Annotated in this window: 10 protein-coding genes; 2 read left to right on the forward strand and 8 right to left on the reverse strand. The window is 63.3% G+C overall.

What is annotated here, in order from left to right; translation table 11 throughout:
• Positions 1 to 24 precede the first annotated feature (24 nt).
• Positions 25 to 6,132: an Ig-like domain-containing protein gene (locus U2H20_RS07280; protein WP_430591631.1), complete on the reverse strand. Its 6,108-nt coding sequence runs from the start codon at positions 6,130 to 6,132 to the stop codon at positions 25 to 27.
• 164 nt (positions 6,133 to 6,296) lie between these two features.
• On the opposite strand from U2H20_RS07280, the gene U2H20_RS07285 reads away from it, so the two are divergent.
• Together U2H20_RS07285 and U2H20_RS07290 are read left to right on the forward strand one after the other, a co-directional pair.
• Positions 6,297 to 6,899 carry a hypothetical protein gene (locus tag U2H20_RS07285; RefSeq protein ID WP_430591632.1) on the forward strand — a complete coding sequence of 201 codons (603 nt, stop codon included), beginning with the start codon at positions 6,297 to 6,299 and terminating at the stop codon, positions 6,897 to 6,899.
• A gap of 107 nt (positions 6,900 to 7,006) precedes the next feature.
• Positions 7,007 to 7,705, forward strand: a complete 699-nt coding sequence (locus U2H20_RS07290; RefSeq protein WP_430591633.1) for a hypothetical protein — start codon at positions 7,007 to 7,009, stop codon at positions 7,703 to 7,705.
• Here U2H20_RS07290 and U2H20_RS07295 read toward each other — a convergent pair.
• The 7 genes from U2H20_RS07295 to U2H20_RS07325 all read right to left on the reverse strand — a co-directional run bounded on the left by U2H20_RS07295 (position 7,702) and on the right by U2H20_RS07325 (position 16,011).
• Positions 7,702 to 8,295, reverse strand: a complete 594-nt coding sequence (locus U2H20_RS07295) for an N-acetyltransferase family protein (RefSeq protein ID WP_430591634.1) — start codon at positions 8,293 to 8,295, stop codon at positions 7,702 to 7,704. The two genes, U2H20_RS07290 and U2H20_RS07295, sit on opposite strands and share 4 nt — an antisense overlap.
• Positions 8,292 to 8,813 carry an SRPBCC domain-containing protein gene (locus U2H20_RS07300; protein WP_430591635.1) on the reverse strand — a complete coding sequence of 174 codons (522 nt, stop codon included), beginning with the start codon at positions 8,811 to 8,813 and terminating at the stop codon, positions 8,292 to 8,294. The genes U2H20_RS07295 and U2H20_RS07300 overlap by 4 nt, the downstream gene beginning before the upstream one ends.
• A gap of 57 nt (positions 8,814 to 8,870) precedes the next feature.
• Positions 8,871 to 9,455 carry a T6SS immunity protein Tdi1 domain-containing protein gene (locus tag U2H20_RS07305; RefSeq protein WP_430591636.1) on the reverse strand — a complete coding sequence of 195 codons (585 nt, stop codon included), beginning with the start codon at positions 9,453 to 9,455 and terminating at the stop codon, positions 8,871 to 8,873.
• Positions 9,456 to 9,504: 49 nt separating this feature from the next.
• The gene (locus U2H20_RS07310; protein WP_430591637.1) at positions 9,505 to 10,089 is read right to left on the reverse strand and encodes a T6SS immunity protein Tdi1 domain-containing protein; all 585 of its coding nucleotides are present in this window, start codon (positions 10,087 to 10,089) and stop codon (positions 9,505 to 9,507) included.
• Positions 10,090 to 10,214: 125 nt separating this feature from the next.
• Positions 10,215 to 10,547: a hypothetical protein gene (locus U2H20_RS07315; RefSeq protein WP_430591638.1), complete on the reverse strand. Its 333-nt coding sequence runs from the start codon at positions 10,545 to 10,547 to the stop codon at positions 10,215 to 10,217.
• Between the two features lie 41 nt (positions 10,548 to 10,588).
• The gene (locus tag U2H20_RS07320; protein ID WP_430591639.1) at positions 10,589 to 11,509 is read right to left on the reverse strand and encodes a T6SS immunity protein Tdi1 domain-containing protein; all 921 of its coding nucleotides are present in this window, start codon (positions 11,507 to 11,509) and stop codon (positions 10,589 to 10,591) included.
• Between the two features lie 2 nt (positions 11,510 to 11,511).
• Positions 11,512 to 16,011, reverse strand: coding sequence for a toxin glutamine deamidase domain-containing protein (locus tag U2H20_RS07325; RefSeq protein WP_430591640.1), 4,500 nt, complete (start codon positions 16,009 to 16,011; stop codon positions 11,512 to 11,514).
• Between the last annotated feature and the right edge of the window lie 2 nt (positions 16,012 to 16,013).

Consider the following 16,013-nt stretch of genomic DNA (forward strand, 5'->3'; position numbering starts at 1 on the left):
AATCGTTCCTTCTGTTGTTGTCGCTTAGTTCCAACGCACGCGCGGTTCGGTCGAGATGGTCGTACCGTTCACGTCCATCTCCATCCATGCGTTTCCGCTATACCCACTCATGCAGAACGTGTAGGTGTTTGCCGGGGTCGAGCTGTTCCCGCCATCACCGGTGTTCCACTGTCCGTCACGGAACATTGGCGGCCCGGCATTGGTGTTGTCGTGGTAGCAGCGGTAATTGATCGTCGTGTTCGGTGGCATATCGGTATACGTGATGACGTAGTTCGTGCCATTTTGACCGTTCGGCGCAATGACGTTGCCCCCCTGGGAGAGCCTGATCGTCGGCGTCGGCCTCGGGTTCGACGTCGCACTCCGCTCGACGACGGCAGATTCCTGCCCTTCCGAGTCGATGGTCTTCACCTGGATCCTGTGGCTCTCGCTGAAGTCCGCGTTGACGTTCCGGGAGCCACCGCCTCCGACGTTCTCGAACGCGCCGCCGTCGATGGAGATCCAGACCGAGATCGGCCGCCCGTTCTCCGCGGGTGCCGCCCACGAGAACGAGACCTGCTGGTTGCCGCCGGTCGCGGTGACGTTGTTCGGCGAGTTCGGAGGACCGAACGGAATCACCGGGTTCGATGGCGCGGAGGGTTCACTCGTGACGGTGATGCCGTCGATCACGGTGACGGCTCGAACGACGACGGTGTACGACGTTCCATTCGCGAGGCCGCTGATCATGTTGCCGTTGACCGGGGTCCAGGCGCCACCCGTCACCTGGTACTGGTACGAGACCTCTTCCGTGCGAGCACCGTTCAGGTTCGTGCTCGGCGAGAAGGAGTACGACATCGATTGGTTGCCCGGTGCGGCATCCGTGCCGATCGTCGGCGCCGAGGCGGCCCCGAAGGAACGGATCGCACCGGAGACGCCGCCGACCTCACTGTTGCCGACCGCATTCGTCGCGGTCACCCGGAAGGTGTAGTCGGAGGAGTTCGTCTCAATCGGGAAGTTCTGGCTCGTCGCGGTCGCACCGGCGGGCAGCGTCGACACTTCGGCACCGTCACGCAGCACGTGGATCGTGTAGCCGGAGATCTCCGCACCATTGTTGTTCGGGGCAACCCACGAGACCGTGAACTGGTCCATCGCGCCACCGGCACGCTCGACCTTCACCGTCTCGACCGGGAACGGCACACCCGCTGGAATCGCGCCATTCGAGTAGCCACTGAAGTCACTCGGTTCCCGAGCACTGTTCGCTGCCTGCACCCGGAACTTGTACTCGGTACCGTTCGTGAGGCCGGTCCAATTCAGCGTGAGCGCGCTCACACGCTGCTGCGTCTGCCCGTTCGGCGCGGGCGGTGAGATCTCGACCACGTAGTCGATGATCGGCGAACCGTTGTTCGCAGGCTCGCTCCAGGTCAGCGCGACCTCCTTGTCACCGCGAACCGCAGTCGGCGGAGCAGGCTGGTCAGGTCGTACGTCTGGGCGCGCCTCATTTGACGCGGGCGAAGGATCCGATTCACCGACGCTGTTGATCGCGGTCACCGTGAAGGAGTAGATCGTGTTGTTGACGAGCCCCGTGATCATGCAGGTCGTGGCCGGGCATTCCTGCTGGCCGCCGTTCCACTTCACGAGGTACGCCTCGATCGAAGCACCGTTGTCGCTCGGAGGAGACCAGGAGAGCCCCACTTCGCTGTCGCCCTCGCTCGTCACGTTCGGTCGCACGGGCGCATTCGGGCGACCGATCACGACGATCGTGAGCGTGCTCGACACCTGTCGTTGCGTCGTCTTCGTCGCGTCGCTCACGGTGTATTGCACCGTGAGGACGCCCGAGAAATCTGGGCCTGGCGTGACCGAGACATCGCTGCCGGTCGTCGAGGCAACACCGTCACCACCGATGACGGTCGCGTTCTCGACGGTCAGCGGAATCTGCTCCCGCGCGAAGGGGTTCACGTCGTTCGCGAGTACGTCGTAGGTCTGCTCAATGCCCTGCGTACCCTCGCCGGTGTCGGCGGTGAGGCTGGCGAGCGGACGGTTCGAGATCACGACGTTGACCTGAACGCTGCCCTGCACCTCATTGCCGGCGCGGTCGGTGATCGCAATCGTGAAGGTCGCCGTTGCTCCGGGGATCGCATCCGGGTCGGCCTTCGCGACGAAGCGCTGCCCGGAACCATCGATCGAGACGTCGACGCCGGCGAGGTTTCCTCCCGTGATGCGGTACTTCATGGTTTCGAGGTCGCCGGGGTCTGGGTCGCGGGTTGCGGACTTCAGATCGAAGGCCGTCGGGTCATCGCCCTGCGCCACCGTGATCTGCGCGCCGGTGAAGCTCGGCGCGACCTCGGACGATGGCGTGACCGTGATCGGGATCGTGATGAAGTTGCGGTTGCCCTCCGGGTCGGCGACGTCTTTGCCGTCCGTGACTTCGAAGGTGATGCTGGCCTGGCCGACGTAGCTCTTCTGCGAAGTGAACACGAGTGTGTTCTCGTCACGCACGAGCGGTGAGCCATCGGCGTTCGTCGCACTCACGTTGTCGTCCTGCGTGATGATCGGCCGCTTGCCGCTGGAGACCGTGACGTTCTCGGCGATCGGAATGACGAGTTCCTGGCCGCTCGGAATGGTGAGGCCCTCACCGCCGATCCACTGCGGGAGCTGCTCTGCCACTGCGGGCACGTAGATGAACGCTTCGGCGCTCAATCCGTCGATGTCGGTGATGCGGTACGTGATGATCTGGAACTCGGCGGTCGGAGTCACCGCGACCTCGCCGCTCGGCAGCGCGCGAGCGTTGCCCGTCACCACCGAGACTTCGAGGTCTGCGGGGTCGCCATCGGGGTCGCGATCATTCTTCAGGACCGGCACGTTGATCGGCTGACCCTCCTGGGCCTCTTCGAGATCGACTTCATCATCGACACCGACAGGGCGCTGCGGCGGAGCGTCCTCGCTGACTTCGACGACGATCGTGCCCTGCGCGGTCGCACCGCGCGAATCGACGATCGTGTACAGGATCGAGTACTGCCCTGGCTCGCTGGGGCTCGTGAATCGCACGAGGGAGGATTCTTCGTCGACCTTCGCATCTGCGAGCGCATCGTCGGGTTCGAGTCCGTCGACAACGACTGAGATCGAGTCGCCGTCTGGGTCGGAGTCATTGTCGAGCACAGGAACGGCAATCGAACGGCCGGGCTTGACGGTCACTCGATCGGTTTCCGCGAACGGCGACTGGTTGAGCGTCGCGGGCGGAGCGATGCCGACGATGACCGCGGCGTCTGCGATCGCACCGAAGCGATCCTTCACGCGGTAGGTAAAGGTGGTCGTTCCCGTCGCATTGTCGAATGCTTGGAACGTGAAGCTCTTCGAATCCACCGAGGTGATGCGGCCCTGCTCCGGGCCGGAAACGTAGCCGACGAGTTCAACGCCGTCGCCATCAGGGTCGATCCCATCGAGCGGGATCGGGATCTGAACCTCAGTGCCGGCGATGGCGCGTGAGGTCACCGTGCGGGGCACGGGCGGGTTGTTGGTGTCTTCGTCGGTATCGCGGCGCACGACGTTGACTTCGACCGTTGCCGAGTCGCGCTGGCCGTACTCATCCTCGATTTCGTACGTCACGAGGACTCGGCTCGGACCGCCTTCAAGCACGTGCACTCGGAGCGTGTCGCCGTCGATAAAGGCAACGCCCTCCTCATCGCTTTCCAGCGAGGTCGAGACGAGATCTTCGACGACCGTGAACGGAGTGTTGTCGGGGCTGAAGTCGTTCTCGGTGAGTTTGATCGTGACGTGATCGCCCTCGCGGACCGTCGCGGTGTCGGGGACCGCGACCGGCGGGCGTGGCTGCGCAGGCGGGTCGACCGGGATGATCACGATCTCACCAGTCGCCGCATATTTGCCGTTCGACACCGTGTAGGTCAGGTTCGCGGGCTGTTCGAGACCGCGGTTGCTCACGACTCGGAGCACCCGACGGTCGAGCAACTCGACCGTGATCGGCACGCCGCCCACTTCGACCGATTGGACGACGAGGACTCCGCCGCCGGGGTCGACGTCGTTCTGCAGCAGGTCGACGAGCGCTTCACCGTTCTTTGGCACGATGACGACATCGCGCACTGCGACGGGTCGGGATCCTTCATCGCTCTCGCGCACGTCGACGCGAATTCGCCCGAACGCCGAGGAGGGGCCGTCGGTCATCGTGTACTGCAGGTAGTACGAACCGACACGGTCGCCCGTGATGCGGACGGTGCCGGTGTTGAAGTCCGGGACCGCGGTGACTTCGCTGCTCGGGTTCATTGCGGCGAGGCGGAGCGGTTCACCATTCGGCGAGAAGTCGTTGCCGAGCGGCGAGATCGTGACCTCACTGCCGACCGTGGTCGTCACGAAGTCGGTGTTCGCGACGGGCTTGCCGGTGCCGCGCTCTCGAACATCGATATTGATGTTCTCCGTCGTCTCTGCCTGGCCGTCGCTCACCGTGACCGCAAGCTGCGTGAGGCCTGCCGCACCCGTGGCGGTGTAGGTGATCACACCGTTCGGACGGAACTGGACATCGTCGCCCGATTCGGAAACGACGCCCGTCAGAATGAGGTCATCACCGTCGGGGTCGACCCAGTCAGGGAGCACGGAGTACTCGATCGTCGCCGCCTGCTCGACCTGCAGGGTCGCCCCGCGCAGCTGCTTCGGCGGTGAGTTCTCGCTCGCGCCGCGCACCGAGACGAGGACGCGTGCGTCATCGGTGCCGTTGCGGCCGTCGTTGACCTCATACCGGAAACTGAAGCTCGAGGTCACGGTGTCGTCGAGTTCGACCTGGAACTGCGAGTCGTTCGTGATCGGAACAACCCGAACACCGTCGGGTACCTCGCCGAGGAGTTTGACCGTCAAGACGTCGCCGTCCTGGTCGGAGTCGTTGTGGAGGACGGGCATGACCGTGGTGGAGCCCGTGCGCGCACCGAAGTCGTCGTCAACCGCGACCGGCGGGTGGTTTTCCTCCGTGGGAGGAGGAGGCTGATTCTCGATGACGTCCTCGAGTGACTCGTCGGTCTCCTCGGTCTCGGCATCGTTCGTCGGAGGCTTCAGATCCTCCCAGTTGTCGACGAGGATCATCTGGTCGTTGACGAGCCAGACGTTGCCGCCGACCGTGTCATTCAGGACGACGATGTTGCGGTTCACTCGGAACTGCAGTGGGCTGTCCGCGCTGATCGTCTCCACGAGCTCGATCTGCGGGGAGGCGTCCGCGCACTGCTTGACGAAGGTTTGCGCGCTCGCCCAGGCGGCGTAGATGCATCCGCCCATTTGCACGGGAGGCGTCGGTGCTCCGCCGGAACCGTAGGTTGCTGTCGTCGCCTCACCACCGCTGAGCGGTTGGGTGATGAGGTCATCGCCCGTTGCCAAGACAACGGCGTCCGCGCCCCGGCTGGGCTGCTGCAGCACAGCGTCCTTGGCGACTTCAAGGAGCTGACCATCGACGAGCAGCAGTCCGGCTTCTGCATCGAGGACCGCGGCGACATCGCCGACGCTCGTCATTGCGGTGGTCGTGAATTCTGAGAGCTGTGCGCGCTCGGTGCGCTGCGGTTCTTCCTCGGCGACGCCGCGCTCGGTTTCGATGAGGAACTCGGCGCCCTCTTCGAGCGAGACCGCGTGCACATTGCCCTCGACATCGACAACCGCAGAGCCACCCTCACCGAGTTCGAGCGTCGGTTCGAAGTCTTCGTCGTCGGAGCGGAAGCTCGCAAGCTGATCGACCGGCAATACCCAGAGGAGCCCCTCTGGAGAAAGGACGGAGAGCGTCTCGCCACCCATGCTGACCGCGGCGCCACCGGGCAGTGTCGCAGCGGCACCGAGCTCGATCGTCTGCGTGTTCACGGCAAGGAGCGCCGAGTTCTCGAGGTCATGGAGCAGCACCTGCTCGCCGTTTTGCAGCACGTCGAAGTTACTGCTCGGCGAGAACAACCCGCCATCGAGCTCTTTGACCTGAGAGTTGAGGTGCCCGAGCTGGAGGTCACTCGTTCGAGTCACCCACACACCACCGTCGTTCAGATCGACGTCGGTTGAGGTGAATCCTTCGTAAGTAAATGCGAGTACGCCGAGGGCAACGCTGACCACCGTCACGATCGCGGCTGACGCGGTGGCTTTGCGGTGGCTCTTGACCCAACGCAGTACACCCAAAGGATCCCCCATGCACAAGATGGTGTGCGCCGGAGCGCGCCACAGTATTCAGACGTTATTGTGTCATCTTTATTGCGCAAAACTCCTGGGAGTTTCTTGAGTCCGCGCTGATGATGCCGCGGTTCGACGACCCGGCCGGATCACCCTTCGCGCGAATTCTCCGAGACAATGGAGGAATGGCGAAGACCCCGCACCCCTTCGAACACTCGCCTGAGCGCTTTGCTCGGCATCGTTCACAGCCGCGAACGATCCTGTTCGGGGTGCTCGCCGGGGTCTTTGCGATCGCGCTCGTCGCATGGCTCTTCAATTACGCAGCAATCAACGACGCGGTCATGTCCGTGCAGGGCAGCCGAAGCATCGCCCGCGAGTTCATTGCCCCGGTTGGCGCTGTCGGCTTTGCCTTCTTGATGCTCGCCTCGCTCTTCGCAGCGGTCCGAGGCTCCGTGGGCTGGAAGCGCACCGGCAGCGGCGACCCGATGAGAATGCTCGAATTCCGAGCCGATGGTGGCGTGGAAGTCGCCGAGGCCGTCCGCGAAGCGTTCGCAACGGGAGACCCAGACCAGTACACGCCGTTTCAGAGTTCGAGCCGCGGCCACGTCAACACGCAAGTGCATCTTGCTCGTGGCGATGAAGTTGCCTACGTGCTCGTGAGCTACCGGGAACGCCGAAGGACGCACTGGCTGCCGACCCTCGAGATCGATGGCGAAGCATTTCGGCTCCTGAACTCGCTCAAAGCTCGCCACTGGGCCGAAGGCTACTCACGTCGCCGCGGACTCTGAGCCCGATCACTCTCGGCGCGAATGCTCGTGCAGACTTCCGGGTTCCTCATTGCATCGCACCGTAGGATGACTCGCGCACTCGGCGTTTGAAACATCCCGGAGGAACAATGGCGAAGCAACGCTTGAACGGACCTGAGCAGGTGCTCGCTGGCTCCCCCGACCACGTCACCATGAAGTACGGGTACTCGATGGTGCAGCTCACGCTCACGATCATCATCTTCCTGATCCCAACCTCAATCATCGTCTTCTGGGAGCCGCTGTTCGGAGACATCAACTCGACCGCAGACGCCACTCGGCCGGTGCGCCGCGGGCTCGCGTTGCTGCCGCTCCTCATTCCGGTGCTGTACATCTACACGATCATCTCGCTCGTGCAGTTCTTACGCGGCTCCGCGAAGTTCTTCGACAGGAAGAGCGGCGTGCGCCTCAAACTCGTGTTCGAAGGCAGCCGGATCGCAGACGTGGCAGCGGCAGAAGTGTTCCACCGCGGATTCCTCTACGCCGAGCCGCGCTATTACACGCCAAGCCTTCGCTCGGTGAGCAAACGCAACCGCACCTACGTCAGCGTCTGGGAGGCTCCAGGCCAAAAGCGCGTGTTCGCTGCGGTGGCGTACGTGGAGCGGAAGGGCATGACGCGCTTGTTCCCGCTCGTCATTCTCGACGGCGCCAAGTTCGACGTCTTCGAGCACCACCGCACGCGCTACCGCAACGACGTGATGACAGCAGCACCAAAACCCTCCGAAGCGATCGAACAGTGGGAGATCCTGAACAATGCGGGTGTCGCACTCGGCGAGCGCCCGCCGGGCTAAGACTGCTGCGGCTGCTCTGGGCGCTGCGGCGGCTCTGGGTGCTGCAACTGCTCTGGCCGCACCTCGCCCACGCGAAGCACCATGACGTCGGAATCGCCCTCGCGGCCGACCACAGTAAAACCGGCACGTTCGTAGAGTCGGCGGGCAGCACCATTGCCGTCCTCGACGCTGAGGCTCAGCGCGGGCACCGCGCGGGTCCTCGCCTCGGTCACCAGTGCGTCCAGGAGCGCGCGTCCGACCCCACGGTTCCGGTGCTCGGCACCGACGCCCATCGTGATCTCGGGGATCGTTTCGTCAACGAATCCATAGCCCGGATCACTCGTCGAGAAGAATCGAGCCCAGCTTGCTCCCGCGGGCTCACCTGCGTCGTTCGTCGCGATCACCCCGAAATCATTCGGACGTTGCCACTCCGCCACGTAGTGCCAGACCTCAGGAAGGCCGCGAGCAGTCGAGAGCGTCGCGGGTTCACGCTCTGGGTTCCAGTTGAATGCTTCGAGCAGCATCGCCTCAAGGAATTCACGGTCACTGGGCTCAGCGGGCCGGACTCGCACGACGCCGTCGTTCGATGTCCGGCGCGTGACACCCGTCATTCCGCGCCGTCCTGCTGCGCGCGAAGCTGCTCTGCGAAGGCGCGACCGGGTGCCGGGTCGAGACCGAAGCGTGCTGCGTAGCGCTCATGCACTTCCGCCCAATCACGGTGCGCTGCGAGTTCACTGATGGCCTCACCCGCAAGCAGGGGGCCGAGTCGTTGGAAGCTGGCGTCCCACCCTGCTGCGGTTTGTGCGGCGGTGGCGCGATCCGTGAAGACGTACACGAAGACGAGACGGCAACCCTCTGCGGTTTCAGCGAGGTCGAACGAATACAGGTCGCCCGCGAACTCCCACACCAGCCGCTTCGGCGCTTCGACCTCGCGGACCTCACCGGTCATTCCGAATGCCGAGAGCTGCTCGCCTTCACGTGGTTCCCAATCAATGGATGCCGGAAACCACTGGCCGAGTTGCTCCGGTTCCGCGAGCGCGCGCCACACACGCTGGGCAGGAAACGGCAGGGACCGTTCGAATCGCAGCGCGGGTCGCGAATCGATCGTTTCGAGGGTTGCATCAGCCATGCACTCACGGTTCCACGACATGCTCGAGATCACAAGGCCCTCTCGCGGCACGCAGTGTTATTCCTGAGTAGCCCCGGCGGATGGCGGATGTACTTCGTCGAAGTGACGCGGCACTCCCCCAACAGACACCAAGAAAATCAGATGCTCACGCAAAGGGCGAAGCGACAGATTCTCCGCCGTCTGCGGTCCACCCATCGCAAGCGGCAACGTGTACCCAAGGCACTCATCGATCTTCGGAACACCAAGACGAGCAACACCCTCGTCATACGTCGTACGAAGCAGTCGCTTCTGTTGCGTGTCGGACTCACTCGCGAACACGGGATCAAGTTCGCCGAATCGTTTCGCGAATTCCATGTAGAAACCGAATCTAAAGAAAACCACGAAAAGCCGCTCTTCGAAGACGACAAAGAGGTCACCAAAGCCAGTAGCCATGACCGCATAGGCGCGGGGCAGGTTCGGGAGAATTTCAGGCAGCAGATCCTCGAACGCAACCGGGTCAATCAGACGAGCGAAGCCATCCTCAGTCATCATCGTCCCGGTTGCATTCCATGCTTCCTCAACGGAGAGCGGCACGAGCTCACCGTACTTCTCGACGGTGTTCGACGACACCTTTCCAGCAGGAACGTAAGAATCGAGCGACATCGTCAAACCACCTTGATCGAAACTGTTTCGCAACTGAAAGAGGGAAGGCCTACGCCGGAGCATCAGGGTTCGATGGCGGGTGTACTTCGTCGAAGTGACGTGGCACTCCCCCCACCGACACCAGGAAAATCAGGTGCTCACGCAAAGGACGAAGCGAGAGATTCTCTGCCGTCTGCGGTCCACCCATCGCAAGCGGCAAGGTGTACCCAAGGCACTCATCAATCTTCGGAACACCAAGACGAGCAACACCTTCGTCATACGTCGTACGAAGCAGTCGCTTCTGTTGCGAGGCAGTCTCCGTGATGAGATCAGGGTGCAGCATGTCGAATTCTCTTGCGTACTCCATGAAGAAACCGAGTCTGAAGAAGACCACGAAAAGTCGCTGTTCGAACACGACGAAGAGGTCACCGAATCCCGTAGCCATGACCGCGAACGCTCCCGGCATATTCGGGAGGATTTGTGGAAGGAGCTCTTCGAACGCCGAAGGGTCGACAATCCGTGCGAATCCGTCTGCAGTCATCCAAGTGCCGTGCTCTTGCCATGCCTCCTCGACAGTGAATGGCACTTGCTCGCCGTACTTTTCGACGGTCGATGCAGAAACCGGGCCCGCAGGAACATACGCTTCGTGAAACATCGCACACCCCTCGTTCTTCGCGAAATCTCAGCGGTGAGAAAACGATAGAGCCGCGGGCGCTGACGCGTGCGATTTCGGCACGAAATGACTCAGGGTCGCGCCCACAGACTTCTCGGAACCGCGTTCTACCAGCTCGGCTGCCCCGCGCACACAGTACCGAGCGGCGAGATGCCGACCTCCGTGTCGAGGAACAGCTTCCACGACTTCACGAAGTCGCCTTTCGCGATCGATTCGCGCATGCCCGAGAGCGCCTCGCCCGCATTCGAGTGCCACCGCAAGTACCCCTCGTCGGTGATGCCCTCGACGCCTTGATCGACAACGGCCTGCATGGCAGATACCGCTGCGCGGAGACGGTCAGCGTTTTCAGGCTCGCGAGTGACGAGGATGCCAGCGGACATCAGTTCGAGCATTGCGGGAGCTGCCTCACGGCAACGGGCTTCGAGAGCGGACTCAGACATGCGGCTCCTTCATCGGAGATCAGAGGTGCAGAACAAAAGTGTTAGTTCGAACGAGCCTTGAACTTTGCGCGGTCGGTGCGATCGCCGTTCAGGTAGTTCTGCACGGCATCGCTCGGGGACACTGCCGACGGGAAGTACAGCACCGACTCATCGGCGCCGACCAAAATGGAGACGCCCCCACGAATCTGGTAACTCACCACGATGACCTGCTCGTCCTCGTAGACGCGGGTTCCGAATGGCCCGGGAACGCCGATCTTCTCGAACAGTTCGTAGGCAACCTGCTCGAGGCGGGCGACATCGAACGACGAACCACCAGCTTGCGCAGCACTGGCCTCTGCATCTGGTGAGACCGTCGCACCTGGAGCAGCGGCGTTCGGCTGCGCGGGAGCATCAGGGTTCGATGGCGGGTGTACTTCGTCGAAGTGACGTGGCACTCCCCCCACCGAAACCAGGAAAATCAGGTGCTCACGCAAGGGGCGAAGCGAGAGATTCTCTGCGGTCTGCGGTCCACCCATCGCAAGCGGCAAGGTGTACCCAAGACACTCATCGATCTTCGGAACACCAAGACGAGCAACGCCCTCGTCATAGGTCGTACGAAGAAGAATTTTCTCTTGCGACGCTCGCTCAGTCATCGAGATAGGAACGATCGCCCCAAACTTACTGAGGTATTGCATGTAGAAGCCCAGCCTGAAGAAGACGACGTACACCGTCGTGTCGTGCACCACGAGCAAATCCCCGAAGCCCGTAGCCATGACCGCATAGGCGCCAGGCAGGTTCGGGAGAATTTCAGGCAGCAGATCCTCGAACGCAACCGGGTCAACGAGTCGAGCGAAGCCGTCCTCAGTCATCATCGTTCCGGTTGCACGCCATGCTTTCTCAACGGAGAGCGGCACGAGTTCGCCGTACTTCTCGACAGTGTTGGACGACACATTTCCAGCAGGAACGTAAGAATCGAGCGACATCGTCAAACCACCTTGATCGAAATGTTCATGAGCATGAGCGCGAACACACTCGGAGGAATCTCGTTGGAACCGATGATTCGCAACAAGTCGCGCTCAATTTGCGGGACGATTCGATGATAGAACAGCGAGCCGATCCGGCTGTTCTCTGCGCCGGGGTTCATTCCAGAGATCACAGTCGGGTCGCCCCCTGCGACCGCATCGAGAAGATGCGTTGCGTGCAACTGAGCGTCCGCAAGTTGCTGTTGCGCGAGCTCTTCAGCTTCGCGAGCAGAGATCGGGTTGCCCTCTTCTCTCGCTGCCGCTTCCAAGTCCGCGGCACGTTGATCAAGCCACTGTTGGCGCGCCTCGTTCTGTGCTGCCTGCGAGCCTGATTCCACCCGGAACGTGTCGGACGGCGACTGGATGAACACGGAACGGTTGTCGAGCCACTGGCCGACGTCCATGGTCGACAACACCGAGACCGCATCATCGAACTGTCGCTGCAGTTCGACGCGATCGTTACTGCGGACATCGACCTCAAACGCGAATTCTTCGGAGATCTGGTAGCGACCGTCGGCTGTTTCGACGACGACGCCCGCTTCGACGAGTTCACGCACAACCGCTTGGTGCTGCGGGCTCAGGTGCTCGATCGTTCCGGCAGGCGGCCCGTATGGCTGCGACTGCGCCAGCTCGATGATCTCGTTGTGGCGAACGACGCGATCCTGTTGCGAGCCCGCACGGTCTGGGCCGTTTGCGGCGTCCGGGTTCGCTGAGTCAGCGCTTCTTCCGTCTGCAGCGCTCGTTCCGTCTGCAGCGTTCGTTCCGTCTGCAGCGTTCCCAGCATCCGGGTTCCCAGCATCTGGACTTCCGGCGTCCGCGGTGTTCGTCGACGAACCATCGGCAGCGGTCTGCGCTGGCGTGGTGTTGACGTCTGGGGCGTCAGCCGTCGAAGGCGACAGCAGCTCTGGCGGGATCGAGACGTCCCAGAAGATTGCATCTGGCTCGTGTGGCGGCCAAGGGCTGACCCTCGCGTTCTGCCCGTCGACCACGTAAATCGTGCCGTCGGAGTTGACCGCGTTGAACCAGTGGCCAGCCTGACCGCCGGAGCGATCGACGCCAACGACGACGCGAGCACCGTCGCCTGCGGCGAGCAGCGTGTCGTGAATCTGCTGCGGTGTCGCGGGGGTCTGCGGCAGACCGGTCGACTGCACCATCTGTGGAGTGGTGAGCGTTCCAATCCCTGCGTCAACGCGGTCTCCACCGGCTGCAGCGTGGAAGAGGTTGCTCGTGACCTGACCACAGTTGATCGAGTACTGCCACGCTGCCGGGTCAGTTGGGTCATAGCGGGTGTTGAAGCCGCTCGGGTCTTCCACGATGCCGCGTACAGCGTCGCTGTCGCCTCGAATGACGTCGTACTTCGCCTCCGGAGTCGCTGGCGTCTCCGCGTTCTCCGGGCTCGATGCGCCGTCGTCAGCCGTGTTGGCGGCGTCATTGCTGTCGCTGCTGTTCGCGTCTTGCACTGGCTGGCTCGACTCGCCGTCGGCGGGGGCTCCGTCTGCGGAGTTCGACTGGTTCGACGAATCGGTGTTCGCAGCGTCACTCTTTGCGGGGCCGTTCGCAGCAGGAGTTGCAGGAGTTGCAGTCGGAGCGTTTGGCAGAGTCGGGCGGGTCAGGAGCGCGGCACCCGCGGCTCCCGCAGCAGCGGCAGTTGCAACTGCAACATCCGCTGCATCACCATCGGCCTTGCTGGATCCCGCGTCAACCGGCGAACCGTCGGGGTTCGTCGCATCGGCGTTTGCAGCGTCTGCCTCTGCAGCCTGGGTTGCAGAGGCAGCGTCGGTCTCCGACTTCACTGCAGCGATGTCTGCGTCAGTCGGCACCGAGATGTCGGAATCGGCCGGGCGTCCTCCCTGGGTTCCCGCACCAACGGCGACAGCGGCTGGGCCCTGTGCGTTGTTCGAGTTGTCGGAGTTCGAGCCGGCATCGACAACAGGAGCCTCAGCCGGAGTCGTCGGGGCATCGCTCGAGGATGCCGGGCTCGCCGAATCTGCAGCAGGTGTCGCAGCATCGGCCGGGGTTCCACCATCTGCTGGCGTGCCAGCATCTGCTGGAGCCGGAGCGTCAGCCGGAGCAGGAGCATCAGCTGGAGCAGGTCCATCTGCTGGAGCCGGAGCATCTGCCGTCGCAACGTCAGGCGTCGCGGAGTCCGGAGATGCCGGTGCGTCGCCAGTCGCGGGAGGAGTGGTCGAGTCGCCGGTCGTCGAGTCGGGGTTGACCGTCTCGGGGTTCGCAGCGGTCTCAGGAGTTCCGCTATCCGGCGATGCCGTCTCAGGAGTCGCGGTCTCAGGGGTCGCGGTCTCTGGGGTCGCGGTCTCTGGAGTGGTCGTCTCCGGAGTACCCGACTCAGGAGATGCCGTCTCTGGAGTACCACTGTCAGGGGTCGCGGTCTCAGGAGTCGTCGTCTCAGGGGTTCCGGACTCAGGGGTTCCAGATTCAGGAGTCGCGGTCTCCGGGGTGCCCGACTCGGGGGTGCCCGACTCGGGAGATGCCGTCTCCGGGGTGCCGCTGTCCGGCGTCGCCGTCTCAGGAGTCGTCGAGTCGGAGGAGGAGCCGGAGTCGGCCGGGGAGCCCGAGTCCGCAGGTGCTGCGGAGTCCGGTGTCGCGGTGTTCGCGTTCGAGTCCGAAGACGAACTCGAGTCTGCGTTGCTGCCCGAGTCCGCGTTGCTGCTGGAGTCCGTGCTCGAACCAGAGTCGGCGCCGCTGCCGGAGTCGGCCGAAGTGCCAGCGTCGGCCGAAGTGCCAGTGTCAGCACCGCTGCCAGCGTCGCCTGCACCCGCTGCATCCGGGGTTGCAACCTGTGCTCCGTCACCGGAGCCGCCGGCACCGGTGTCGCCACCGGCTGCGCTCTGTGGAGCGTCGGCCGAAACCTCGACCGAGTTGCCGTTTGCGTTACCGGTTGAGGAATCTCCGCTCGCAACCGCGACTGGAGCGTCACTGCCTGGCGTGGTCGTTCCGCCGCCGCCCGTGCCAACGGTCGAACCTGGCGTTCCACCGGCGGCCGCTGCAGGGGCGTTGTTCGAGTTCTGCGTCGCCGACGGTCCTGCGTTCGCCGGGGCGTTCGAGGAGTTGGACGTGTTCTGCCCAGGCGTCGCGATGGGGGGCGCCTGGCCAACGGAAGCACTGTTGTTCGAGGCTGCGGTGTTGATCGTGTTCTGCAGGCCCTTCACACCCCGGCCGACAGCCGGCGCAAGAACCGTCCCCATGGCGCTTCCCATGAGTCCGTTCTGCATGAGGTTGAATTCGGAGCCGTCGTTCGTGAGCGCCCAGTCGACGTATCCGCCAACGACACCATCGACGAATCCTTCGCCACCACCGCGGACTGCTTGCGCAGCGATGTGGTTCGAGTTACGGAGCGGTCCGAAGCCGCCGGCACCACCGGAGGCGAACCCACCGGCACCACCGGAGGCCGCTGCGTGCCACACGTTCTGCTGCTCGTAGCCTTCTTCGCCCGCGAACTGGTGGTTTGCCCACGAAGCACCGACGAAGCTCGAGACCGAAGCTTGGACACCTTCGCCGAGCGCACGGATTCCGAGTGACTGCAGTCGCTTCAAGCGGCTCGCAGAGCGCTCACCAGCCTTGATGAGGTCGTAGATGCGGTCAGCCCACTTCTTGATGGTCACCGCGATCTTTCCGGCACCGAGCAGTCCACCGACACCACCGAGCGGTGCGGTCAAGATCGTGAGACCGACCGTGATTCCCGCGTCGACCGCGATCTCGACGAGCGCCTGCTGTGCCATGCGGTTGAGATCTGCCCGAGTGTCGACGACGAGCGCCAGGAACTCATTGAGCTCGTTCGCGCGGTTGGTCGCGTCGGTCGCCAAGTCGCCAACGTAGCCGGAGAGCTTGCTGCGGACACTCTGCATCGTGCTGAGCTGCGGGAAGGTCATGCCGCCCGTGCTCGCGAGTGTGCCGTCGATCGTGCCCTTGAGGCCGTCGAGTTCGCCCGAAAGCGAGGTCCACGCTTCGGCCGCTGCGCTGATCTTGGCTTCGTCGCCGGTCGGAATGGTGATGCCGACGAGCGATGCCATCTGTTCGAGGACCTCTTGCACTTCACCGAGGAAGCCAGGCCAGCCCGCACCGAGCGCACTGGAAGGCGCATCGTACGTGCGGGGACTCGGCGCCGTCGCGGCGTCGAAGCTCGAAACCTGCGGCAATCCTGCGCCCGGTTTCTGCGCAGCGTCATAGTCGAGTGCGCTCATGTGGATGTTGTAGGCGATGTTTTCCACGGCACCGACAACGTTCGCGGCACCGGTGAAGTATCCGGCGCACTTTTCGTCGTAGCCGGGGGTGCCGTCTGCGCCCTGTACGAAGACTTCTGCGAAGTTGTCGTCTCCGGCGCCACCGCTGAAGCCGTTGAGCGAGCTTCGTGCGGAACGGATCGAGTTGTGCACCGACTGCCCGGCACTCGCAAGTGCCGCGGCATCGGAGATGATGATGGACGGGGTAACGCTAATATCGGTCATTT

The sequence above is a fragment of the Humidisolicoccus flavus genome (genome assembly GCF_045689595.1).
In the GTDB taxonomy this organism is placed as follows: Bacteria; Actinomycetota; Actinomycetes; order Actinomycetales; family Microbacteriaceae; genus Humidisolicoccus; species Humidisolicoccus flavus.

What these genes read in the sequence shown, in the direction of transcription:
- U2H20_RS07280 (WP_430591631.1), bottom strand. Translation starts at nt 6,132, where the DNA reads ATGGGGGATCCTTTGGGTGTACTGCGTTGGGTCAAGAGCCACCGCAAA.
- U2H20_RS07285 (WP_430591632.1), top strand. Translation starts at nt 6,297, where the DNA reads ATGGCGAAGACCCCGCACCCCTTCGAACACTCGCCTGAGCGCTTTGCT.
- U2H20_RS07290 (WP_430591633.1), top strand. Translation starts at nt 7,007, where the DNA reads ATGGCGAAGCAACGCTTGAACGGACCTGAGCAGGTGCTCGCTGGCTCC.
- U2H20_RS07295 (WP_430591634.1), bottom strand. Translation starts at nt 8,295, where the DNA reads ATGACGGGTGTCACGCGCCGGACATCGAACGACGGCGTCGTGCGAGTC.
- U2H20_RS07300 (WP_430591635.1), bottom strand. Translation starts at nt 8,813, where the DNA reads ATGGCTGATGCAACCCTCGAAACGATCGATTCGCGACCCGCGCTGCGA.
- U2H20_RS07305 (WP_430591636.1), bottom strand. Translation starts at nt 9,455, where the DNA reads ATGTCGCTCGATTCTTACGTTCCTGCTGGAAAGGTGTCGTCGAACACC.
- U2H20_RS07310 (WP_430591637.1), bottom strand. Translation starts at nt 10,089, where the DNA reads ATGTTTCACGAAGCGTATGTTCCTGCGGGCCCGGTTTCTGCATCGACC.
- U2H20_RS07315 (WP_430591638.1), bottom strand. Translation starts at nt 10,547, where the DNA reads ATGTCTGAGTCCGCTCTCGAAGCCCGTTGCCGTGAGGCAGCTCCCGCA.
- U2H20_RS07320 (WP_430591639.1), bottom strand. Translation starts at nt 11,509, where the DNA reads ATGTCGCTCGATTCTTACGTTCCTGCTGGAAATGTGTCGTCCAACACT.
- U2H20_RS07325 (WP_430591640.1), bottom strand. Translation starts at nt 16,011, where the DNA reads ATGACCGATATTAGCGTTACCCCGTCCATCATCATCTCCGATGCCGCG.